This is a genomic window from Wukongibacter baidiensis, from assembly GCF_050888315.1.
Taxonomy (GTDB): domain Bacteria; phylum Bacillota; class Clostridia; order Peptostreptococcales; family Caminicellaceae; genus Wukongibacter; species Wukongibacter baidiensis.
The window spans coordinates 4,337,945-4,361,738 of record NZ_CP138202.1 but is presented as its reverse complement, the minus strand read 5'-3'; the positions used below and the strand labels follow the sequence as shown (position 1 = coordinate 4,361,738).

At 33.7% G+C, this 23,794-nt stretch carries 20 protein-coding genes; 5 read left to right on the top strand and 15 right to left on the bottom strand.

Going from position 1 to position 23,794, the window contains the following annotated elements:
* Window positions 1–11: 11 nt before the first annotated feature.
* The 5 genes from R9X47_RS19635 to R9X47_RS19615 all read right to left on the bottom strand — a co-directional run bounded on the left by R9X47_RS19635 (window position 12) and on the right by R9X47_RS19615 (window position 4,993).
* Complete coding sequence (locus R9X47_RS19635) at window positions 12–1,451, bottom strand: NAD(P)/FAD-dependent oxidoreductase (protein ID WP_432662758.1); 1,440 nt, start codon at window positions 1,449–1,451, stop codon at window positions 12–14.
* A 307-nt stretch (window positions 1,452–1,758) separates the two neighbouring features.
* The gene (gene glpK / locus R9X47_RS19630) at window positions 1,759–3,300 is read right to left on the bottom strand and encodes a glycerol kinase GlpK (protein ID WP_432662756.1); all 1,542 of its coding nucleotides are present in this window, start codon (window positions 3,298–3,300) and stop codon (window positions 1,759–1,761) included.
* A gap of 265 nt (window positions 3,301–3,565) precedes the next feature.
* The gene (locus R9X47_RS19625; RefSeq protein ID WP_432662755.1) at window positions 3,566–3,901 is read right to left on the bottom strand and encodes a Lin0368 family putative glycerol transporter subunit; all 336 of its coding nucleotides are present in this window, start codon (window positions 3,899–3,901) and stop codon (window positions 3,566–3,568) included.
* 39 nt (window positions 3,902–3,940) lie between these two features.
* A complete protein-coding gene (locus R9X47_RS19620) occupies window positions 3,941–4,303 on the bottom strand; it encodes a Lin0368 family putative glycerol transporter subunit (protein ID WP_432662754.1) in 363 nt (120 codons plus the stop codon).
* A 123-nt stretch (window positions 4,304–4,426) separates the two neighbouring features.
* Window positions 4,427–4,993 (bottom strand): glycerol-3-phosphate responsive antiterminator, encoded by a 567-nt coding sequence (locus R9X47_RS19615; protein ID WP_432662753.1) that lies wholly within the window; start codon window positions 4,991–4,993, stop codon window positions 4,427–4,429.
* 1,559 nt (window positions 4,994–6,552) lie between these two features.
* Here R9X47_RS19615 and R9X47_RS19610 point away from each other — a divergent pair.
* The 3 genes from R9X47_RS19610 (at window position 6,553) to R9X47_RS19600 (ending at window position 10,094) form a co-directional block, all read left to right on the top strand.
* Window positions 6,553–7,572 (top strand): TAXI family TRAP transporter solute-binding subunit, encoded by a 1,020-nt coding sequence (locus R9X47_RS19610; RefSeq protein ID WP_432662751.1) that lies wholly within the window; start codon window positions 6,553–6,555, stop codon window positions 7,570–7,572.
* Window positions 7,573–7,709: 137 nt separating this feature from the next.
* Window positions 7,710–8,144 carry a DUF1850 domain-containing protein gene (locus R9X47_RS19605; protein ID WP_432662750.1) on the top strand — a complete coding sequence of 145 codons (435 nt, stop codon included), beginning with the start codon at window positions 7,710–7,712 and terminating at the stop codon, window positions 8,142–8,144.
* Window positions 8,145–10,094 (top strand): TRAP transporter permease, encoded by a 1,950-nt coding sequence (locus R9X47_RS19600; protein ID WP_432662748.1) that lies wholly within the window; start codon window positions 8,145–8,147, stop codon window positions 10,092–10,094.
* Between the two features lie 159 nt (window positions 10,095–10,253).
* Here the strand turns inward: R9X47_RS19600 and R9X47_RS19595 are convergent, their stop codons facing one another.
* The 6 genes from R9X47_RS19595 to R9X47_RS19570 form a co-directional block, all read right to left on the bottom strand.
* Window positions 10,254–11,705, bottom strand: coding sequence for a 4Fe-4S dicluster domain-containing protein (locus R9X47_RS19595; protein ID WP_432662746.1), 1,452 nt, complete (start codon window positions 11,703–11,705; stop codon window positions 10,254–10,256).
* 57 nt (window positions 11,706–11,762) lie between these two features.
* On the bottom strand, window positions 11,763–12,935 hold the full coding sequence (locus R9X47_RS19590) for a SpoIIE family protein phosphatase (RefSeq protein ID WP_432662745.1): 1,173 nt from the start codon (window positions 12,933–12,935) through the stop codon (window positions 11,763–11,765).
* Window positions 12,932–14,656, bottom strand: coding sequence for a [Fe-Fe] hydrogenase large subunit C-terminal domain-containing protein (locus tag R9X47_RS19585; protein WP_432662743.1), 1,725 nt, complete (start codon window positions 14,654–14,656; stop codon window positions 12,932–12,934). The genes R9X47_RS19590 and R9X47_RS19585 overlap by 4 nt, the downstream gene beginning before the upstream one ends.
* Window positions 14,657–14,658: 2 nt before the next feature.
* Window positions 14,659–14,904 (bottom strand): (2Fe-2S) ferredoxin domain-containing protein, encoded by a 246-nt coding sequence (locus R9X47_RS19580; protein WP_432662742.1) that lies wholly within the window; start codon window positions 14,902–14,904, stop codon window positions 14,659–14,661.
* A 417-nt stretch (window positions 14,905–15,321) separates the two neighbouring features.
* Complete coding sequence (locus R9X47_RS19575) at window positions 15,322–15,675, bottom strand: DUF3870 domain-containing protein (protein ID WP_432662741.1); 354 nt, start codon at window positions 15,673–15,675, stop codon at window positions 15,322–15,324.
* An 18-nt stretch (window positions 15,676–15,693) separates the two neighbouring features.
* Entirely contained in the window at window positions 15,694–16,329 is a 636-nt protein-coding gene (locus tag R9X47_RS19570; RefSeq protein WP_432662740.1) for a redox-sensing transcriptional repressor Rex, read from the bottom strand.
* Between the two features lie 532 nt (window positions 16,330–16,861).
* Between R9X47_RS19570 and R9X47_RS19565 the strand changes: the two genes are divergently transcribed.
* Together R9X47_RS19565 and acpP are read left to right on the top strand one after the other, a co-directional pair.
* Window positions 16,862–18,772, top strand: coding sequence for an ABC-F family ATP-binding cassette domain-containing protein (locus R9X47_RS19565; protein ID WP_432662738.1), 1,911 nt, complete (start codon window positions 16,862–16,864; stop codon window positions 18,770–18,772).
* 202 nt (window positions 18,773–18,974) lie between these two features.
* On the top strand, window positions 18,975–19,205 hold the full coding sequence (gene acpP / locus R9X47_RS19560) for an acyl carrier protein (protein ID WP_432662736.1): 231 nt from the start codon (window positions 18,975–18,977) through the stop codon (window positions 19,203–19,205).
* Window positions 19,206–19,966: 761 nt separating this feature from the next.
* Here the strand turns inward: acpP and tsaD are convergent.
* The 4 genes from tsaD to R9X47_RS19540 all read right to left on the bottom strand — a co-directional run bounded on the left by tsaD (window position 19,967) and on the right by R9X47_RS19540 (window position 23,789).
* Window positions 19,967–21,001, bottom strand: a complete 1,035-nt coding sequence (gene tsaD / locus R9X47_RS19555) for a tRNA (adenosine(37)-N6)-threonylcarbamoyltransferase complex transferase subunit TsaD (RefSeq protein ID WP_432662734.1) — start codon at window positions 20,999–21,001, stop codon at window positions 19,967–19,969.
* Window positions 21,002–21,218: 217 nt separating this feature from the next.
* Window positions 21,219–21,569 carry a hypothetical protein gene (locus tag R9X47_RS19550; protein WP_432662733.1) on the bottom strand — a complete coding sequence of 117 codons (351 nt, stop codon included), beginning with the start codon at window positions 21,567–21,569 and terminating at the stop codon, window positions 21,219–21,221.
* Window positions 21,570–21,687: 118 nt separating this feature from the next.
* The gene (locus R9X47_RS19545) at window positions 21,688–22,278 is read right to left on the bottom strand and encodes a TetR/AcrR family transcriptional regulator (RefSeq protein ID WP_432662731.1); all 591 of its coding nucleotides are present in this window, start codon (window positions 22,276–22,278) and stop codon (window positions 21,688–21,690) included.
* A gap of 296 nt (window positions 22,279–22,574) precedes the next feature.
* On the bottom strand, window positions 22,575–23,789 hold the full coding sequence (locus R9X47_RS19540) for an ABC transporter permease (RefSeq protein WP_432662730.1): 1,215 nt from the start codon (window positions 23,787–23,789) through the stop codon (window positions 22,575–22,577).
* Window positions 23,790–23,794: the final 5 nt, after the last annotated feature.

Here is a 23,794-nt window from a genome sequence, read left to right as displayed (position 1 = left end):
TTAATTCACTGCTATGCTAGACTTTTTGTTTCGCCCGTCAATATATAAGAATCTCTACTATCTTTTACAATTTCTTTTATGTCTTTATTTAATTCTCTTGCAAGAATTTCCATTACCCTTGGTCCACAGAATCCACCCTGACATCTTCCCATTCCAGGTCTAGCTCTTCTTTTTACGGCATCTACAGTTGTTGCACCTGCATTTCTATTGATAATATCAACTATTTCACCCTCTGTGATATTTTCACATCTACATATAACCCTTCCATAACGAGGATCTTCTTTAATCAATTTAGTCTTTTCTTCATCACTAAGTTCCATGAAATGAATAACTGTTTTTCTAGTACTAGTGAAATTTTCTTTTTCCTTTAACTCTCCTACTGTACCTTTGAGAATGTCTATAGCATACTCAGCAATCGCAGGAGCTGCCGATAGTCCAGGAGATTCAATTCCCGCTACATTTATAAAACCCTTTGCTTCTTTGGCCTCTTCTATAATAAAATCCCCTGTGCTAGGTCTTGCTCTAAGACCAGAAAAACTTGTAATCGTTGCACCAAAATGTATTTTGTCTGTAGTTTTTCTAGATATGTTACGAACAAACTCAATTCTTTCCTTTGTAGTTGATGTATTCTCTTTATCATCTATATCTTCAGCGTCGGGACCAACTAACAGATTCCCATGTACTGTAGGTGTCACTAGTGTACCCTTTCCCAATCTAGTTGGAGCTTGGAAAATAACATGATTTATAAGTTCACCGGCATTTTTATCTAAAATATTGTATTGGCCTCTTCTTGGAAAGATTTCAAAGTCCTTTGATGAAACCATTTCATTTATCTCTCCCGCGTAAACTCCTCCGCAGTTAATTACATATCTTGATTCTAAGGTTTCTTCGCCTATAGATAGAATGTATCCTTCTTCTGCCTTCTGGATGTCCGTTACCTCACTATCCAATCTAATTTCTACGCCATTGTCTGCTGCATTCTCCGCCAATGCAACTGCCAATTCCCAAGGACCAACGATGCCAGCTGTCGGCGCATACAGAGCTCCGATGATTTCTTGATTTAAATTAGGTTCCATCTCCCTTATCTCATCCCGACTAAGAATCTCCATGTTTGGAATGTCGTTTTTAATACCCTTTTCATATAATTCCTTTATACTATCTATTTCTTCTTCATTTGTAGCTATTACAAGTGACCCAATTCTTTTAAAAGGAACATGAAGCTCCCTACAGACCCTATCAAACATAGGATTTCCTTTAGCATTCAGGCTTGCCTTTAGCGTACCCGGCGCCGCATCATATCCAGCATGGACAATAGCACTATTTGCCTTTGTCGTTCCATTTGCTATGTCCGTATCCTTTTCTATCAAAACAATATTTAAGTCGTACTTCGACAACTCTCTTGCTATAAAAGTTCCTATTATACCAGCACCAATTACAGCCACATCATACATACTAAACCCCTCCTTATTTTAAACAAAGACGCCCTTGATACTTTGTAATTTCCCTTTCAGGTCAATCCTTTCAAATATAGTTTAAGTCTGACCCTCTTTAGCCAAAATATCCAAAGTATATTGTGATATCAATAAAGCCTATACCTCAAAAGCTTTGACCCAAATTAAATTTTGAGAAACATCAAAAAAAGCCCCACAAGTAAACCTATATGCATAGGTTTACTCATGCGGCTCTCCAAATCTCACGCCTTAGAATATTAACTTTAACATAAATATATCATTATCAATTATATTTGTAAAGTGTGAATTATTCTTCAGAAGCAGCAGCCTCTGCACAAGCTTCAGACTTTTCAGCTTCTTCCCATTCACATGCTCTCTTAACTGCCTTCTTCCATCCTGCATATTTCTTTTCCTTAAGTTCATTATCCATTGCAGGATCGAAGTGCTTATCTACAGCCCACTTCTTAGCTATCTCTTCCTTACTCTCCCAGAATCCAACTGCTAAACCAGCTAAGTATGCTGCACCAAGTGCTGTAGTCTCTGCAACCACTGGTCTATCTACAGGTACTCCTAGTACGTCTGATTGGAACTGCATTAAGAAGTTGTTTGCAACTGCTCCACCATCTACATTAAGTGCTTGAAGGTCAATACCTGAATCTTCCTGCATCGCTTCTAGTACATCCCTAGTCTGATAAGCAATTGACTCAAGTGTCGCTCTAATTATGTGGTTTCTATTCGCTCCACGAGTAAGTCCTACTATGGTTCCTCTGGCATACATATCCCAATATGGTGCTCCAAGACCAACAAATGCAGGCACTACATATACACCATTTGTATCCTCTACCTGAGTTGCGAAGTACTCACTGTCTTTTGCATCATCGATTAATTTTAATTCATCTCGAAGCCACTGAACAGATGCTCCTGCTACAAAGATACTTCCCTCTAGAGCATATTCTACCTTGCCATCTACACCCCAAGCGATTGTAGTTAATAATCCATTATTTGATGGAACCATTTCTTCTCCTGTATTCATAAGCATGAAACAACCTGTTCCATAGGTGTTCTTAGCCATACCTGCCTCATAGCATGCCTGACCGAATAAAGCTGCCTGTTGGTCTCCTGCTATACCAGCTATAGGAATTTCTGCTCCACCAAAGGTCTTTGGATCAGTGTATCCATATACTTCACTTGACTGCTTAACCTCTGGAAGCATTGAAGCAGGTATTCCTAACTCCTTAAGGATTTTCTCATCCCACTTAAGTTCCTTAATATTATATAGCATAGTTCTAGAAGCATTCGTATAGTCAGTTACGAACTTCTGTCCTCTTGTAAGGTTCCATATTAACCAAGTATCTATATTACCAAATAGCAACTCTCCATTTTCAGCCTTTTCCCTTGCTCCCTCAACATTGTCAAGTATCCACTTAACCTTAGTTCCAGAGAAGTAAGCGTCTACCACAAGACCTGTATTTTCTCTAATGTAACTTTCAAGTCCTCGTGCTTTTAAATCATCACATATTCCTGCTGTTCTTCTACACTGCCATACGATAGCATTATATATAGGTTTTCCAGTATTTTTGTCCCATACTACTGTTGTCTCTCTTTGATTTGTAATACCGATTGCAGCTATTTCTTCTGGACTAATTCCAGTAGTTTCTAAAACTTCCCTAGCAACTCCACTTTGAGATCCCCATATTTCCATTGGATCATGCTCTACCCAACCAGCCTTAGGATAGATTTGAGTAAATTCTTTTTGAGCTACCTTTACGATTTCACCGTCATGATTAAATATGATTGCTCTTGAACTTGTAGTCCCTTGGTCTAAAGCTAATATATACTTCTTTGTCATTTTTGTTACCCCCTATTTTTATTTGATGAAATTGCATAATAAAAGTTGTATGGCTCTAGGGCTTTTAAGACTATATATAGTAGTAATTTTTTTTTAGATAGTAATTATGCAATTTGCTCAGTTTATTAAAATTTTTTAATTGTACTCTGATACAGTATAATCTTTTTTCTCTTGCAGTACACACTTAATACTTAGATGTTATATGAATATTTTTAGAAATAAACTATAAAATGACATTTTTATGATTATGCTTTTTAAAACTGAATTAACCTAGACATGAAAGTATAAATCCACCTAATACTCCGCCGATAATCGCGAAAAATGCATTTGTAAAACCTTTTCCAGCGTCATCACCAGAAGCCACTGAAGCCACAAATAATCCAGCAGCAGCTGCCCAAGCCATATCTATCCATGCTGGACCTGATTGTACCATGAATCCAACTCCATGGTTTAAAGTCCATGTAGTACCAACTATAAATCCTGCAGCCATCCATCCTCCAATGGCTCCCCATGATTCACACATTTTCCCCCAACATAATCTAATTAAAAATGGGAATATAAATGCACCAGCAAACGTTGTAATCATATTAGCAGTAGTCATTTGTCAATTGCCCCCTTCAATAAAATATTTTAAGTTCATTTAAGCGCTAGCTTCCTCTTTTTTAGCTAGGTGTTTTTCAAGCGCATATGCGGCTAAACCACCAAAAATTCCACCTACTAAAGTAATCCCTAAAGTTGGTATTGATGCTATACCAGCCTCTAATCCACCTTCGAACACGCCTCTCATTGTACCTGCTACACCTATACCTAATGCCATGTCAACAAAAGCTCCATCATTATTAATAGCACCAATATAATGATTTAAAAACCACATTGTTCCGATAATCGCAAGTCCTGCAAACCAGCCACCACCAATACCATAGGCCTCAACAAATTTACCCCAAACGCTCATAACAAACATACCTGCAATAGCACTTCCTATAACTGTTCCTAAATGTTTCATTTTTCCCCTCCTAGCTTTTTAGTTATTTTCTTTAACAACGCAATCTGATTTTTTCCAAAATCACCTCCCTAAAGTAAATATTGTTAATTTTTTGTCCAAACGTTTTCCCCTTGGTCAAAAAAATTACATACTCCAAATTTTTTCCTTACTTGTAGAAATACCTACAGCACCTGCCTTAAGACATTCAATTACATCCTCTTTATCACTAATAAGTCCACCAGCTATTACGGGTATCCTCGTTTTACCGTGTACTGTTTTAATAACTTTGGGCATAATTCCTGGCATGATCTCTATTGCATCTGGCTTTGTCGAATACACTGAGTTTATTCCTGTCTCAAGGGATAGAGAGTCAAGCATAAACAATCTTTGTATAGCACATATATTCATACTTTTTGCCTTCTTTATTAGATTACTTTTTGTAGTGATTATTCCATCTGGCTTAATTTTTTGACTAATATATTTTAATGCTACTGCATCCTTTGAAAAACCTTCTACTAAATCAATATGAATATATATATCCATATTAGCATCCTTTACTTTTCTTACAATTTCCTTTAAATCGAATATACTTCCCGTAAGCAAGAAAATAACTTCACAGGGTGATTGAATAGCACAATCAAGTTTGTCTAAATTGTTTACTGCTGCAATAATAGGATTATTTTCTACTCTGTTATGAAATTTATGAATCATTTTAATCACTCCTATAGTGTATAGATGTGTAATTTCAAGGATTTGTTGAAAACAAAGTCTTTTATAAAGATTCTTAATGTTAACCTTTGAAACACATAATGGAAATTATATTTATCTATAGCTTTAAAAAACTATAATTTCCTAATGTATTATAAAAATCTTATTACTCGCCTTGTCAGTTCTATCGATATGCAAGTCTTAGATGCGTTTATTTAAAAGGTAAGTTTAGCTGAAACTCTCTGATTGGACCTTATCTTATCATACTATACAGTCTTCTAAATCTTCTACAATATTATACATTTATAATTTCCTATGCATTATAAAAACCACACGAAGCGAACCTATGCTATAGGTTGACTTGTGTGGCTCTCCTTCTCTCCAGCCTTCAATATTATACATTGTTAAAATATATTGTACAGTATTTAACCTCCTTAGTCAATACCTTATTTTCAAAATTTTCTTTACTTATAACAATTTTCTCACAACTTTAATAATTTTTTCACAAACTAACTTCATATAATAATTTTATTAATATCCTGATAACCTCTATAATAATTATATATTACTCTGCGAAAAGTCTATTATATATAGATGTAGGAATTTCATGTTCAACAATACTATTTTCTATGAAAATTCACAATTAAAGATTATTGCTGTGAATTATATAAGTGATTTAAATCTCCAAAAGTTAAATATTTTCCATATGTATTATAAAACTATCAGTAATTTTAAGAGATTTATAATTCTAATAAACTTTAAACGCGAAAATTTTATAAATTAAATAAAATGAAAGAGTTTACTTATTAATAATCATAATATAGTTTTACGGGTTATATATATAATATTAAATGAAAATTAACTATAACCATATCTCCTATTTCAACTAGATCTTCTTTATGTAAAATAATCCAAGTCTAAATTTTCAATAAGTTTTAAAATTTTTCTTGTAGGTTTTAGTAGGATTCTGTAGTCTCCAGTATAATATTAAATTGTTAAGAAAAATTAAAAACTCAATATGTTTTATCGCATACTTGTATCCATGTATTATATACTGAATTTTCTAGACATTGAAACCATTTTGCTTGACTTAATTATATAATTATTTTATAATTGTAATAGATTGATTGATTTAATTTAACAAATATGTAAGTTATTATACGCTCTATTAATGGCTATTATGTATCCCATAATAGCTTAACTAGTGGAACCCGGTATAATATTCACATGGCTTTTTAAGTATGCCTTATTAGTATTATGTGGATTATTTATCTGGGATTTTATTGTTTTTGACATAATTTTCTATTCTGTTTTCAAACCCTTTATTTTCATGAATATATACCATATTTAAAATCTTCATTATAGGATTAGACTTTTCTCAGGAAAATTCGTTCTAAAAATAAGGGCCTAAGTGTCCTAAATTTTTATTTTCCCTTTTAGATCTCAAATATAAATAAATGATTTCTTGAAAAGGTAAAATTAATGAGATTATTTACATTGTATATGTTCAAATATTCTTCTTAAATTAAGGGTTTAAAAAAAATAAATGAGGGGGCATATTAATGAAAAAAAGTTTATCAGTTTTGCTTGTACTGGTACTAGCTCTAGCGCTAGTATTCACAGGTTGTAGTCAACCTGCTGAGGAAGCTGCACCTAAAGAAGAAGCAAAACAAGAAGGTGGAGAAGCTGCAAAATCTGGCGATACGCTAGAATTAGCATTCGCAACAGGTGGTACTTCAGGTACTTATTATCCACTTGGTGGATCAATAGCAAATGTTTGGAACAACAAGATTGAAGGCGTTAACGTTACAATCCAGCCTGCAGGAGCTTCTGTTGAGAATATAAACAGAGTTTCATCTGGAGAAGTAGACATAGTTCTTGCTATGAATAACATAGCTGACGATGCTTTCAATGGTACTGGAAAGAGCTTTAGCAAACCGCTTAAGAACTTCAAAGCTGTTGGAGTTGTATATCCAGAGGTTATTCATGTTATAACTACTCAAGCTACAGGTATTCAATCAATCGCTGACTTAAAAGGTAAAGCAATCAATCCTGGACCTCCGGGAAGTGGTACTTATGTAACTGCAATGAAAATATTAGAAGCTTACGGAATTGGTCCAAAGGACTATACTCCTAAGCCTGGTAGTTTCTCTGATGCTGTTGCTGGTTTAAAAGATGGTAATATCGATGCTGCTTTTGCAGTACTTTCATTCCCAGCTTCTGCAGTTCAAGAAATAGCTACTACTAACCCAGTTAAGATCCTTGAAATGGATGGCGCTGAATTCGATAAGGTTAAAGAATTAGTTCCTTTCGCTGCCAAGTTCAATATCGAAGGTGGCAAGTACAAAGGACAAGAAACAGACGCTACTACTGTAACTCTTCAAGCAGTAATGTATGTTAAAGAAGATTTACCTGAAGATTTAGTATATGAATTAACTAAGAACATGTACGAAAACACAGAAGAAATAGCTCAAGGTCATGCAAGAGGAAAGCAAATCAAACTTGAGAACGCTATAAGTGGTGTAACTACACCTGTACATCCTGGAGCACAAAAATATTACGACGAAAAAGGTATTAAGTAAGTTTTAGGTAGACCGAGATAGTTTATCCTATCTCGGTCTTTTAAACTCAAAATCATATGAAAAAATCAAAATTAGCAATAATATGTATCGTAATTATACTTTCAATACTTTCATTTTATAAAATGACTTTACTCCAGGTGTATGTAGCAGATAAAGGTCCAAACTTTAATAAAGTTTTACTTCAGCTTCCTGTTAGACCCGAAGAGAAATTTTCTGTAAAATGGACACATTCAGTAAGTCTTAGACCCGTTATTGAAACCTATAAAATTGAAAACGATTTAAATATTTCTATATATGAAATGATATTTGATACCTTCAGTGCTAACTTACCGGCTAGCCCTGACTATGATACTATCTGGGAATACAATGATGATCATATAAGAGTTTATAATTATGATGTCATATTCGATTCTGTTCCTATAGTAATAGGAAAGGTCGTAGCCAATCATACGCTGCACGTAAGAGATAGTGTTATACCCCTTAAGGATATCTATAAGCCTGGGGGATTTGTAAAAATTAGAGTAGTAAAGAAAAGCTTTATAAAATATTTAATTGAGGAGGCATTTTTTTAAATGAGTGTAAACAATCTAAAGCCAACACTAGATGAAGAAAAACAACAAGAACTCATGGCAAAATATGATAGAGAATTTACCTATCGAAAATTAACCGGGCTTTTAGGAAAGGTAGTTTTTGCAATAGCAATAGTCTGGAGTTTATGGCAACTCTATACCGCTACCTTTGGTCTAAAACCTCCTACAATCCAAAGAGGAGTACATGTAGGTTTTGCCCTTGTTTTAGTATATTTGCTTTACCCACTTAGAACAAGTGATAAGTCAAACAAGGTTAAATGGTATGACTTTATTCTTTTAGCTGGATCAATTTTAGTTGTAGGTTACCATGTTTTTAACTTCGAATCTTTATTATTCAGAGCAGGTGCTTATACTCAAGTCGATGTGATAATTTCTATTATAGCTGTTATTCTAGTAATCGAAGCAACAAGAAGGGTTGCAGGACCGGTATTAATAACGGTTTCAGGCGCTTTCTTACTATACGCTTTCTTTGGAAATTATGTACCGGGATTCTTTTCCCACGGTGGATATAGTCTTCAAAGAATAGCTACCTATGCATGGATAAGTACTGAATCAATACTTGGTACTCCAATAATGGTTTCTTCTACTTTTATCTTCCTATTCCTGTTATTTGCTACTTACTTAAAGATGACGGGTATAGGTGACTGGTTAACTGATTTAGCCCTTGCAATAGCAGGTCATACTACAGGTGGTCCAGCTAAGGCAGCTATCGTTGCAAGTGCATCTCAAGGAACTATTTCTGGTAGTTCTGTTGCCAATACTGTTGGTACTGGATCCGTTACTATTCCTCTCATGAAAAGTATTGGATATAGATCTGAGTTTGCAGGAGCCGTAGAGGCAGCTGCTTCTACCGGTGGACAGTTAATGCCTCCCGTTATGGGTGCAGCGGCATTTATAATGACAGAGTTTACGGATTTACCTTACGTTACAATCGCTTTAGCAGCTTCAATACCAGCACTTCTTTACTTTACTGGAATATTTATAATGGTTCACTTAGAAGCTAAGAAGAATGGTCTTGAAGGTATTCCAAAGAGTCAACTTCCAAAGGCTAGAAAGCTTTTAAAAGAGAAATGGTTCTTAAGTATTCCGATCTTTATTATCGTTGGTCGTCTTGTAATGGGTAGAACCCCTATGAATGCAGCAATCTGGGGTATCGGTTCTTCCATATTGATTGGATTTATAAACTCTTATGTAGATAAGGATCAACAATTTGGTATAAAGGAAGTTATCAAGGGACTGGAAGAGGGAGCAAGAAGTGCACTTCCTGTTGTAATGGCCTGTGCAAGTGCGGGTATAATAGTTGGTGTTGTTACACTTACAGGACTTGGTATAAAGCTTTCTCATGGTATCGTATTACTTTCTGGTGGAAATATCTATCTTACAATGTTCTTAACTATGATTGCATCAATCATATTAGGTATGGGTATGCCTACTACAGCTAACTATATTGTTCAGGCAACTATTGCAGCACCTGCATTAATTAAGGTTGGAGTTCCTGTAATAGCAGCTCACCTTTTCGTATTCTACTTCGGTATAGTAGCAGATATAACACCTCCAGTTGCACTTGCAGCCTTTGCTGGTTCTGGTATAGCTGGTTCAAATCCATTTAAAACTGGTGTTGAAGCTTCAAAGCTGGCATTTGCAGCATATCTAGTTCCATATATATTCGCTACATCACCTGTGCTAGTTTTAGTTGATGCAAATCCTTTAACAGTTATTATCGCCCTAGCTACTGCTCTAATCGGTATGTTTGGTATCGCTGGTGGAGTTAGTGGTTACTTTATAAAACCTGCTAAAGCTTGGGAGAGACTTGTACTCTTCGGTTCAGGTTTGATGTTGGTTAACCCAAGTTATATAACTAGCGGTATAGGACTTGTTCTTCTAGGAGCTATATATTTACTTCAGCGTTCAAGCAAAGAAAAACTTGCATAAAAATAAATAAGCGCCGTTAGGGCGCTTATTTATGCGAGGAACATGGTAAGAAATGCGTAGTAGACCCCTCCAATAAAAGTCTACACAGCACACCACGTACTTCGCATCTAGTACTGAAAGTGGGTTGCCTCATAAGATAGTTTTATGAGACAACCCATTCTATCTATTTAAGTCTAATTTTTCTAAATCTATAATCCTTAGTGAGTCCTTTATTTTCTTCTCTATAGCTAATTTCCCATACTTATCTACTTCATTGCGGTCCTTAGGCCCATGATGTACAGATGCAGCGCCTCCTATACATCCCCCCTTGCAGGCCATTCCTTCTATGAAATTTTCCTTTAACCTATTTACCCTTGCCATTTTTAAAGCTTTATCACACTCAGCTAGGCCATCACAGCTAATCGCTTTAAACTCTGTATCCAACTTTTCCTCTTCTATCACATGTTTAATAGCCTCGGTTAAGCCTCCCGTACGAGCAAAGATTCTTCCATAGAAAGAAGCATTATCCAATGGATCTTCTATACATTCCTCTAGATTAATTTCTGCGGCATCTAACATAGAAGTAAGCTCCTCAAATGTAATTACATAATCGGTCCAGCCCTGTATATCTTCTTCGTTGATCTCCATCTTCTTCGCCGTACAAGGACCAATAAAGACTACCTTTGCATCCTCGTCCATCCTTTTAATTAGTTTTGATACCGCTATCATTGGTGAAACGGCACTAGATATATTATCTTCTAATTCTGGATAGTTATTCTTTATGTGTCTAACAAAGGCTGGACAGCATGAGCTAGTAATTAATTGCTTATCATCTATTTCCTTTGCAAACTCAACTGTCTCATGATAGGCAATAATATCTGCACCTAATGCAGCCTCAATTACATCATGGAATCCTAAAAGCTTAATGCCTCTTATCAATTGTCCAATTTTTACATGTGTAAACTGGCTTGAAATAGCAGGAGCAACGACGGCATATACCTTAGTCTCATTTTGCTTTGAAATCTTTAATTGCTCTACGACATCTACTATATAGGATTTGTCCATAATGGCACCAAATGGACATTTATAAACACAAGCTCCACACTGTACACACTTTTCATTATCAATAACTGCCTTCTTATCCTTATCTATATATAAAGCCTTTGCATCGCAAGCCCTTCTGCATGGTCTCATGACATCAGAAATAGCATTATATGGACAAACATTCTTACATTTACCACATTCTATACACTTCTTTGTATCTATATATGCTCTATGCCCTACATAGTATATGGCTGAAACAGGACATGCCTCGTGACACCATTTAGCTAGGCAGCCTCTACATGCCTCGGTAACGGTATAACGGTTTATTGAGCATTCATCACAGGCTATACTTATGATTTCAATATTGTTCTTGTTTTCGCTATCTCCACCTCTAGCTATTTTAACTCTCTCTTCTATTATTGCTCTCTCTTTATATACACAGCACCTTGTTCTAGGCTTAGGACCAGGGCTGATTTTTTCAGGAATAGTATCATATTCTTCTTCAAGTTTACCTTCCATGGCTTGCTTAGCTACTTCCTTTAAAACTTCATATTTAATTACCTGAACATCGTTTTCAAATCTTCTCATGATATTTCACTCCAAATCTTAAGAGTTAGTTTAATTTACCTATCAGACATCTACACCTTAAACATGCATCAAGTTAACATTTTTACCCAGTTTTTTCATAAGCTCTACTAATTCCTCAACAACATTAAGCTTTATACTCAAATCAATGGGTAAATCCGGATTTTGATGGGCAGGATTAATAGCCTTACCAACCCAAAGATTAATATCAGTACACTCTTCAATAAGTATCCTTGCAAGCATCGAAGCTCCATCTTTTTTCTCAGGTTTGTATACTGTATACTTGTCGCAAAAAAAATCAATAAAGCACCTTATTATTTCAACAGTTTTACTTAGGGTCAACACCCCTTCTGTTACCAAATCAATTCCATTTATTGCTGCAGTTGGAGGTATATCTTTATCTATGTATTCTATACTAGTAATTAATTCTTCATCTAGTTCCCTAGATGCTATTTTAGCAGCTGTCCCTCCACAGACTATTTTCTTCCCCTTTTGCTTCATTAACTGGTCTATTACATAGTTATCCATGGTTGGGTCCTTAGGTGGCCCTGTAAATAGATTAACTACCTCTGGAGCCCTTATTTTTATTGTTGCAACTGTTGTGTCATCACCTGGTTTATTTACATACAATTTATTACATGTATTAACAAGTCCCTTTGAGATATTTTTAGCACTTCTTACGTCCTTTGATAATTTTTCTAGATATTCAGCAACATTGTCCCATTGCCATCCAAGATTTAGAACGCCTCCTATACCGGCATGGACTACTCCATCACTTGTCATGGTTACTACGTCTCCCTCTTGAAGCATAAACTCGCTTTCTTTTATCAATTTCCCATTTATATTCTTGTCTGTCTTTTTTATATCTAATATCTTATTATCCCTTATAAAAAAGATGGGCGGATTGTCGCATTCTGCTATATATACCTTACCGTTGTTATATACCTTTACTATGGTAAAGGTTGAGTAGGCCAGTTTTCTAACCTTGCATACAGGTAAAGTATTACTAATCGTATCCACTGTCTCATAGATAGTAGATCCTTCCTTCAACATAGTTGCAGCAATCTTTGATGTGAGGGTCGCTAATATATTTGCTTTCACACCACTTCCCAGTCCATCGGCTAAAACAATTATTACGCTATCATTTGTATGAACTATTTCAACCTTATCACCACATAGTTCTTCACTATATTTGTTTAAGCTATCGTATGAAATATCTATAAAATAATTCACCTTAGATCACCATCTTCTGCTAATGCTATCATTTTTAGTTTTGTAAGGGTACTCTTAGTTTCTGCAGTAGTTTCTCCAAGCAAGCTAGCTATTTCCTGGGCTACCCTCATCTGCTTATCAATCACATTCTGAGCAGCCTTCACAGCATTTTCCTTTACCTTATTTAGCTCTTCTTTTTGCTTCTCTTCCATGGTTATATCCGTCATAATAACTAAAAGGAGATTTTGGTCGCTTAGATATAAAACGCTCTGAAGTAAAACCACATCGTAGCCTGAATAAACAATCTTCTTAGCAAGCTTATTCCCTTTATTTCTTATAACCTCCGCAAAGTCACTACTATCTATTAACATTGATATGGGTTTTCCCTTTATATAATCAGCATTTACCTTAAAAACCCTCTCAGCTGATGGGTTGAACTCAAGCACATTCAATTCGTCATTAAGTACAAAAATAAGATTTGGACTGTACTCAAAGATTATATTTGTTAAGCTTTCGGATTTATTTCTCATATAGGGTAGACATACGTTTTGATCCGCCTTACCCTCGAAGACTGCCTGGGCCTTTTCACGGCATGTATCATAGCCACAACTTCCACAGTTTAATTCGTCCTCTTTTTTGTATTTTCCCATTTTTCTTAGTATGGACTCAATCTCCTCTGGACCAGCTAGGTCTTTCTTTATCCTCTTATTAAAAAACAACTTATTCAGATTCATTTCATCTGATATATAAAGATCTCGTGTATCTGATATCTTTACCTTGTTTCTTACATAGTCCTTAACTCTTTTTTCTCTAATATAGAATGAATTTGAATCCTTAGCAGTACCTGGGCCGCCTATACATCCACCTTTACATATGTTAATCTCTATACAGACGCTGTTAAGTTCGCCCTTTTCAATGCACTCTAGTATCTCTCTACATTCATTGATTCCATTTACACTTATTAATTCATATGGGGAAATTTCTTCCTCAAAAATATTTTCTATTATATTGCCAGTCAAAGGAAAGCCACTTCCGCATTTATAGGAGTCCCTATCAAAATCATCGCTCTTTAATGATTTTAAATCTATATTTTCTTCTTCAAACCATGCTGCAAGTTCCTCATAGGTAAGCACGGCATCTATTGTAGTATCATGCTGAAAGTCCTTGGCCTCTATTTTCTTACTTATACAAGGACCTATAAAAACTAGAAAGCTATCCCCACCGTATATTTTTTTTAGGGTCTTACCATGGGCAATCATTGGAGATACTATTGGAATCATATATTCAATTAAGGATGGATAATAATTTTCTACTAATAGATTAGCTGAAGGGCAGCATGTAGTTATTATATTATCCTTTTTTTCCTTCTTAACATACTCTCTATATAATTTGCTAACTATCTCTGCACCCATGGCGGTTTCTTCAATATTAGCAAATCCAAGTCTTTTAAGCGCAGTAACGATCTGTCCAGCATCGAATATCTCAAATGATCCCATAAACGAGGGGGCCAAGCTTGCGATGACCTTTTTGCCACTCTTTATTGCATCCTTTACCAGTTTTAAATCACTTTCATAGTTTATAGCTCCTTGTGGACATGATGTCAAGCATTGGCCGCAATAGATACATGTTTTGCTTACCATCTCTGCTTGCTCATTCTTTATCTTAATGGATTTTAGTAAACAGTTTCGAAAACATTTATAGCAATTCTTGCAATTTGCTTTAGTTATATTTACATAATCCACATTTATAACCTCCCTGCAAGGTATTTATCAAAAAACTTATCGACCTCATCCTCTTTCACAGAAACGATCGAGTCATCGTCAAGCTTCACGGATACTGCCTTTGTACATTCTCCAAGACAAAAAGCCGCCTTCACTTCAATCTTTTTCTCTAGTTCCTTCTCTTTTATTATCTTTTGAAGATTTGATATGACATTGTAGGCTCCCTTTAAATGACATGCACTTCCTATACATACATTTATCTCTAACATTTTTATCACACCTTCTCTAATCATTTAGTTTGATTCAGTATACTACATACAGTATACATGCTTGTTATATTATTATCAATACCTTGTTTTTCTCTAATCTCTCTCTTCATTTCTTAGCTGCAAGTTTTGTGATTCATGTTGCAAATTACAAGGTTTAGAGTTATTTTTTAATTTCCAAAATCCAAGGTTTAACTAGGGATATATAGGCTAAAATAATTGATATTCTTCTCTTTAATAGCTATCTCGTATTACTTTAACTATGCAGCCTTTTGCAAAATCAATTTCATTTTTAGATAAGATTTATCTTGAAAAAATTTCTGCAAAATAAAAATTCTGAAACATGTTTCCCCTAAAAAATGGCACAAAAAAAGAATTCTTCTCGTTTAGAAGAATTCTTCTTATTTTTATTAATTATTTTTATTGATTTTCATTAGCTTTCAATTCTGCCTTCCAAGTTTCATATCTTTCAACTGTCCCCTTTACAGCAACACAAATAGCTTTTTGAGATAAACCATGGAATCTAAATTGAATTTTTTCAATTAGTTTTTCTACTCCATCTTCATGGATGTTATGTCCTACTATAATATCCTTTAAAAATCTCCTAGCTTCACTAGTAATCAAGGTACAGCTTGTATCTTCAATTATTCCTGTTTTGATATTTATAACGAGTCCTACGCCTACCACACTAACTAATTTTGCCGCTGAGATAGTACTTGGAAGCTTAGAATAGGAAATAAAATAAACTGTATCATCGTTATAAATCTTGTCCATATTTCCCTCCATTAAGACCTATTCATTATTAGATTTATAGAGATATGTAAGAGTTAGTAAACTCTCCACTAAATGAACATTCTCAACTATTACATTTTCAGGAACCTTTAAGTCTGTAGGTGTAAAGTTCCAAATCGCTTCAACTCCGCTTGAAACTAGTTTGTCTGTAACATCTTGAGCATTATCCTTATTTATACAAAGAATAGCTATATCAATTCCATTTTCCTTTATATACTCTCCAATATAGTCCATATCTTTAATTTCAATGTCCCTTATCTTTATACCGAAAAGCTTGGGATTGATATCGAATAAAGCCTTTACCTCAAAGCCAACCTTATCAAAATTTGTATAGTTTGCTAAGGCCTGTCCTAAGTTACCTGCTCCAACAATTATTGTCTTATAGGTCTTATCTAAACCTAAAATCTTACCTATTTCATAAAAAAGCTCTTCTACGTTATAACCGTAGCCTTGCTGTCCAAATCCACCAAAATTATTCAAATCTTGTCTTATTTGTGACGCTGTAAACCCAATTATATCACTAAGTTCCTTTGATGAAATTCGCTTTATATCTCTATCTAATAATTCCTTCAAATACCTATGATATTTGGGTAATCTTCTTATAACAGCCATTGATATCTTAGATCTTTCGCTCATATTCAACTACTCCTACTTATAAACTTTTTTAAAAAAATTATATCATCGGAAACATATTTTGTCAATTTATTGTCAATTAGCTAAACTCATTATTATCCATTAGATGGACTTAAAAAATACTTTCTATATATGGTGTTCAAATCATATATAGAATACTACATATTATAATATCATATAATTGATAGTCATTTCAATTATTAAATTCTTAAAATTCATACAATTATCTTATGTGTATAAATATATGTTATTATGTATTATCTTAAAATAGCAGAATTTACTGGGGTTTTGATTATGCAATCCCTTTAACTTTATGATAAAATAATTTATGATATCAAAATATAATACATTTTATAGATACTTTTTACAAAATTTAGTTTTCACCTTTAAAATGTATTTAATACCTAAACCCATATTATTCATAGAGAATTTAATGAAAGCTTTAGCAGTCAAAACTACTTGCATCGTTTCAAGTTTTCCATAAACAATCTGGGTTAATTTCATATATTTATAAACCCTTTAGGGAGGTTTCAAAATGATAGCAATCTCATGCACTAATATTAGTAAATCATTTGGGATAGATTTAATACTAAAAGATATTTCCTTTACAGTAAATATTGGAGATAAGGTAGGTTTGATCGGTAAAAATGGTGCTGGTAAATCTACTCTTTTTAAGGTTCTTACTGGTCAAATTCCCTATGATGAAGGTAATATATATGTATCCAAAAATTTAAATATAGGATATCTAAAGCAGGATCTAAACTTTGATAGTGAAAAAACAATATTTGATGAGTGCCTTTTGGTTTTCAATTTTCTAATTGAGATGGAAGAGAAAATTAGAGATTTTGAAAAAAGAATATCAGAACACTCAGATCATGAAAGTAATGAGTTCAAAAAACTTATGAATAATTATTCCAACCTTATGGATGAATTCAGTGATAAGAATGGATATGGTTATAAGAGTGAAATTAGAGGCGTTCTAAAGGGTCTTGGTTTTTCCGATGAGGATTTCGAAAAAACTGTGGATAAGCTTAGTGGTGGTCAGAAATCTAGACTCAATATTGCTAAGCTCCTACTTAAAAAGCCTAATATTCTTCTTTTAGATGAACCCACTAACCATCTTGATATTGATGCGATTAATTGGCTAGAAGGCTTTCTTAAAAGCTATCCTGGTACACTTTTTATAATTTCTCACGACAGATATTTTTTAGATCAAATTGTTGGAAAGATCTTTGAAATTGAAAATAGAAGTCTCCTCCAATTTGAAGGAAGTTATACCAAGTTCATTCGCTATAAGAAAAGCTTACATGATCAACAAATGAAGAAGTATCTTGAACAGCAAAAAGAAATAGCTAAGCAGGAAGAACTCATTAGAAGATTTAAACAACATGGTACTGAAAAGCTGGCCAAGCGTGCCAAGAGTAGAGAAAAAGTTCTTGATAGAATGGATATAGTTGAAAAACCTTTACTAGATGACAAGAAAACACGCATTAAACTTGAAACAAAAATCAAGAGCGGTAGAGAAGTCTTAAAGGTTAACGATCTATCTAAGTCCTTTGATGATCATCATCTATTTTCAAATATCGACTTTGATATATATAGATCAGAAAGAGTAGCATTAATTGGTCCAAATGGCATAGGTAAAACAACCTTATTTAAAATACTTTTAAATAAGATGAACTATGATGACGGGAATATCATTGTAGGTCATAATGTTTTCATGGGCTACTATGACCAGGAGCAGGAAAATCTAGAGAATGGTAATAATCTTATAGACGAAATTTGTAATGCAGATCCAAAGATATCAACCCCTGAAGCTAGAACCCTCTTAGCCTCATTTCTTTTTAGTGGTGATGACGTGTTTAAAGAGGTCGAAAATTTGAGCGGTGGAGAACGAAGTCGTTTATCTCTATTAAAACTAATGCTTTCAAAGTCCAACTTCTTGTTGTTGGATGAACCTACTAACCATCTTGATTTAGCATCCAAAGAGGTCTTAGAAGATGCTCTTTTAGAGTACGATGGAACTATTTTTACTATATCCCACGATAGATATTTTTTAAATAAAATATCAACTAAAGTTCTAGAGATATCTAGTGATGAAGTTAAAGAGTATTTAGGTAATTACGATTACTATATTGAGAAAAACAATGAACTTAAAAACATCACTGATGAAAATCCATCTGAAACTATGACGAAAACTAAGCAAAAGGAAGAGCGAAAACGAAAAAAGATGGAAGATGCTAAGAAGAAAAAAGAAAAGCAACTTATAAAGAATATAGAAGAAGAAATTGCTAATCTTGAATCGAGACAAGGTGAGTTAGAACTTTTAATGTGTGATGAGGATATCTATACTGATCCTCAGAAAAGTAAAGAAGTTCATGAAGAATATGAAGCGGTTAAGGAACAGCTAGAAAAATTATATATAGCTTGGGAAGAAAATTTTTAATTTTTTCCTAGACAATTACTGATTTTTAAGTATAATAATAGTAGATTCTTAATATGATAAGTTAAGAAAGTGTACAATAGAGCTTCAAGCAAAGCTGTCAATTTACACATATTCCAAATATCTAGTATTTGGATATGTATGAATTAAGTTTTTCTACTTGAACTCTACATAAGTGACGAATATTTTAAGAGGAGGAATACAAATGGTATTTGATAAGGTTAAAGAGATTATCATCGATCAATTAGGTTTAGACCCAGACACTAAGGTTGCTATGGAGACTTCTTTAATTAATGACCTTGAAGCTGATTCTTTAGATGCTGTAGAAGTTATTATGGCTATCGAAGATGAGTTTGATGTTGAAATCCCTGATGAAGATGCTGAGGACTTCAAAAACATCGGTGATATAGTAAAATACGTAGAAGAAAAGAAGTAGTCTGGAATTAATTCCAGACTTTTTTTTATTGTAGTCCACATAAGTAAATTCTAACTAAGGGACTCTCCTCACTATGAGGTTGTGGATAAAAATAGCATCTTACATTAAGTACTAACTTCTTATGAAATCTTAATTTATTCAATAATATATGTTCTTTATATGATTCCTTCTTAATCTTTATTTCCATTTCCCGGGAAATTTCGCCCTATCTCTTTTGTTTTCATATAATTATCTTACATTTCGACAGCTTATTTCATCAAATTTAATATTATGTATACCAAAAACAATAGTAATATTTTCTTCTATTTAAGCATATACATTTTATAAGGAATATTGTACACATCTGTATCCACATTTTTTCCACATTACCCACAGATTAATCCACAGGCTTTTTGAGGATTTTCACTTTTTTTATGTCTTTTATCCACATTATCCACATTTTTATCCACATTCGTAGTGTTGATTGTTAACAAATTAATAAACCTGTCTACGGTTTACATAAACAGGTTTTTGATCAATTATAGTTCACTATTTTTTTTGTTAATTTTTGGTATATAATCCCACTTTTCACATGTCGTTTTTCAGCACCTGGGCTCAGTTTCATAATAATTGCAATAATAATCATAAACTACAGGATTACTATTTAATTAATACCCTATATCTAATATCATAAACACATTTTATTTATAAAATAAACGGGTATTACCTATAATTAAATAGACAATACCCTACAAAAATTCTTTATATCTTTCCCCAGTATTCTACGCCTTTTTGTACTTTTCCCCAAGCTTAAGATTTGGTACAGCATTTAAGTACATGTCTGCATGATGTCCATTTATGTAGTCATAATAAGCAGCACACCCTATCATAGCTGCATTATCTGTACATAAAGATATTGGTGGAACCATTAACTCAAAGTTATTTTTCTTAGCTTCTTCTTCCAGTAGCTCCCTTAATCCACTATTGGCAGCTACTCCTCCTGCTATAACAATTTTATCTACTTCGCATTTCTTTGCAGCTGTTATAGTTTTATCTACTAAGACATCAATAACTGCCTGTTGAAAACTAGCAGCAACGTCTTCCTCAACAATTGGAACTTCCTTCATTTTAGAGCTATTAAGATAGTTTAAGACCGAGGATTTTAGTCCACTGAAGCTAAAGTCTAGACTATTATTTTCTAGGTAAGTTCTCGGGAAGGCTATGGCCTCCTTATTTCCTTTCTTAGAAAGCTTATCAATTAAAGGACCTCCAGGATAACCTAGACCTATTGCTCTTGCAACCTTATCAAAGGCTTCCCCTGCCGCATCATCCCTAGTTTTTCCAAGGACTTCATAAACACCATAATCTTTCATGTATACTAGATGAGTATGGCCTCCTGAAACTATTAAACATACAAAGGGCGGCTCTAAATCCTTATACTCAATGAAATTTGCATAGATATGACCTTCAATGTGATTTACTCCAACGAGAGGTTTATTTAACGAATATGCAAGGGATTTAGCTGTGGATAATCCCACTAACAATGCTCCCACTAAACCTGGACCATAGGTTACACCTATTACATCTATATCTTCAAATGTAACATTAGCTTCTTCAAGTGCTTCATCAATAACGTAGCTAATGTTTTCCACATGCTTTCTTGAAGCAACCTCAGGAACAACTCCTCCAAATTTCTTATGTAAGTCTATTTGAGAAGAAACAATATTTGAAAGTACTTCTCTACCATTCTTCACAACCGAAACCGATGTTTCATCACAGCTCGATTCCAAAGCTAGCGTAATTATATCCTTATCCATTTTCCCTTTCTCCTTTGTTCTTTTGGTAGTTTTTATTTCTTTAAGAGACTCTCTCCGAAAATACGAGTCTCGTTATATTTGTTTTGTCTTTCTATATTATATACTACTATTATTTCTTTAACCAATATTTTTGACCTTAAATTCCTATATTTTCTATTATAGTCATGTTCCCTTAAAGTTGTTTATCTATACTTTAAAGTAATTAACCTGGGTAGATTTATTCCTTTTTCGTTGTATTACTCATATTTCTTTCTTTCGTTAATCCCAAAACCTTATAATTCCCCATTGCTAGACCCGCGATTAAAAATGTATTGAGTATTGTTAAGAAAACCAGCTCTACAATAGAATTGTGGAACTTAGAACCATCATATAGAAATACACTTAAATGATGCAATGATACAACAAAAAAGGACGCAGCTAGATTTAGCATCTTTGGTATTCTTTTATTTACATTATTCAATAAGAATATTTCCTTTATAATTTGAGTAGTTAAATTAACAGCCATTACCATTGCTGTTACCGATGATAAATATTCAATACTAAAAAGGCCTAAATATCCCTCTTCCATTTTTACCTCCTGTTATTCAAGTTTATTTATTAATATATATGCTGGCTATCCTTTTTTTACACATAAAAAAAGATAAGGAGCAATTTCTCCTTATCTTTCTACTTTTAAATATTATGGATTATTTAAATCTGTTTACGATGTCCTTAAATGTAAACTTTGCATATAACTCAATTTCCTCATTTATTCTATCAGAATCTTCAAAGGTATTTAGGATTAGTAAGACGCCTTCAACATAGGTTGTTGCTATTATTTTAGATATAAAATCGCTATCTATACTCAATCCAATTTTTTCAATCTTATCAAGCAAACCCTTAATACGCCTTTCAACTAATTCTAAAAATTCTTTCTTAGCACTTGCAAACTTAGTACCTTCACTTCCATTAATAATTATTAGAAGTTCGTCCCTGTATTCTTCATTAATTTCTATTATCCTTTTAGTAACCTGCTGCGCAATATAGTTCTTTCCATCCTTTCCATGTAAGGAAATTTCTTCATCGTTAATTACTTCTTTCATCTTATTAAAAGTAGGATTTACAATTGTATAGAACAAGTCCTCTTTATTATCAAAATATCTATACAGATTTCCTACAGTCATACCACTTCTTTTTGCTATATTTCGCATAGAGGAATTTTTAAAACCGTTTTCTCTAAATTCACCAATTGCAGCCTTTAGTATATTATTCCTAACTTCTTCCTTTAAAACTTGCATATCAAACACCCATTCTTTTTCGAGTCATTTATATAGGGGTTATATAGTAAAACTTAATTTATATATGTACAAATACTCAATGTTTCTGGGAGTTTTGGACGTGTATAAATTAAAGTCTTTACTTAAATCCCTATAGAGAGTTCCAAGTAAATCTTAATTTATCCATATCAAAATACCCGATGTTTCTGGGGAGTTTTGATGTGTATAAATTAAAGTTTTGACTGGAATCTCTATATTTTCTTTTATCTTATATTAACATAGCCTCTATGTCAATTTTCCTATGCTATGATAAGTTATTACTCATACCTCAAGGCGTCAATCGGATCTAATTTAGCTGCTTTATTTGCTGGGTATATTCCAAAGAATATACCTACTCCTGCTGAAAATATCCACGCAATAAGTATAGTCACAGGAGATACAGTCGGTGGTATCTTGATAAAGCTCGATATTATAAATGAAAGTCCTACCCCTAAAATCGTTCCAATCATTCCACCAATACCTGATATTATTATTGCCTCAACTAAGAACTGAAGTAATATATCTCTATGTCTAGCTCCAATAGCCTTTCTAATACCGATCTCCCTAGTTCTTTCAGTTACAGATACTAGCATAATATTCATAACACCTATTCCACCAACTAACAATGAAATAGCAGCTATGGCTCCGACAACCAGTGTCATTACGCCCGTAATCTTATTTGCACTTTCCATTTGACTCTCAGCACTATAACCTCTATATTTTTCCTTTCCGACATTATCGTGGCGTCTTTCTATAAGTTTTATCATTCGGTCCAAAGTTTCCTGGATATTTACTCCCTGTTCTAAATTCATCGCTATACCATATATCCTATTACCTACACCAAACATCTTTTCCACTGTTGAAATCGGAACATAAATCTCAGGAGCCTGTTCTCCTCCAAAACCAGGAAATAGTGTTTGTTTATCTTTATAAACTCCAACTATGACAAATGATGCATTTCTAGAGTGGGTACTAACTATAAGTTTTTCACCTAGAACATCGGTTCTCCCAAAGTTCTCTAAAGCCATTTTTTCATCTATAATTACTATATTCCTCTTTGCCTTTACATCTCCCTCAATAATATACCTGCCCTTTATAATTTCTTTTTTTTCAATTCTATTATATTCTTCATTTGCCCCTTTTATCTGTATACTTATTCTCTTCTTATCTGACAATACTTCTCCACTGGTTTGAAATCCATTTGACATAGCATCGATTTCGTCCTTAAACGCCCTCCTTAATGCCTTCATATCTGCTCGGTTAAGATAATCTCTGGATGTAGGATTTTTTCTCCAATTTGTTGTTAGATATACTCTGTTTACTCCAACTCTTTCAAATTCCTTATTCATCATGCTTTTACTTCCCTGTCCCAAGGCAACTACAGCAATAACTGAAGAAATTCCAATTATTATCCCGAGCATTGTCAGTAGTGACCTCATTTTATTTACCCATATTGCATTAAGGGCCACCTTTATACTCTCAAGAAAGTTCATTAAAT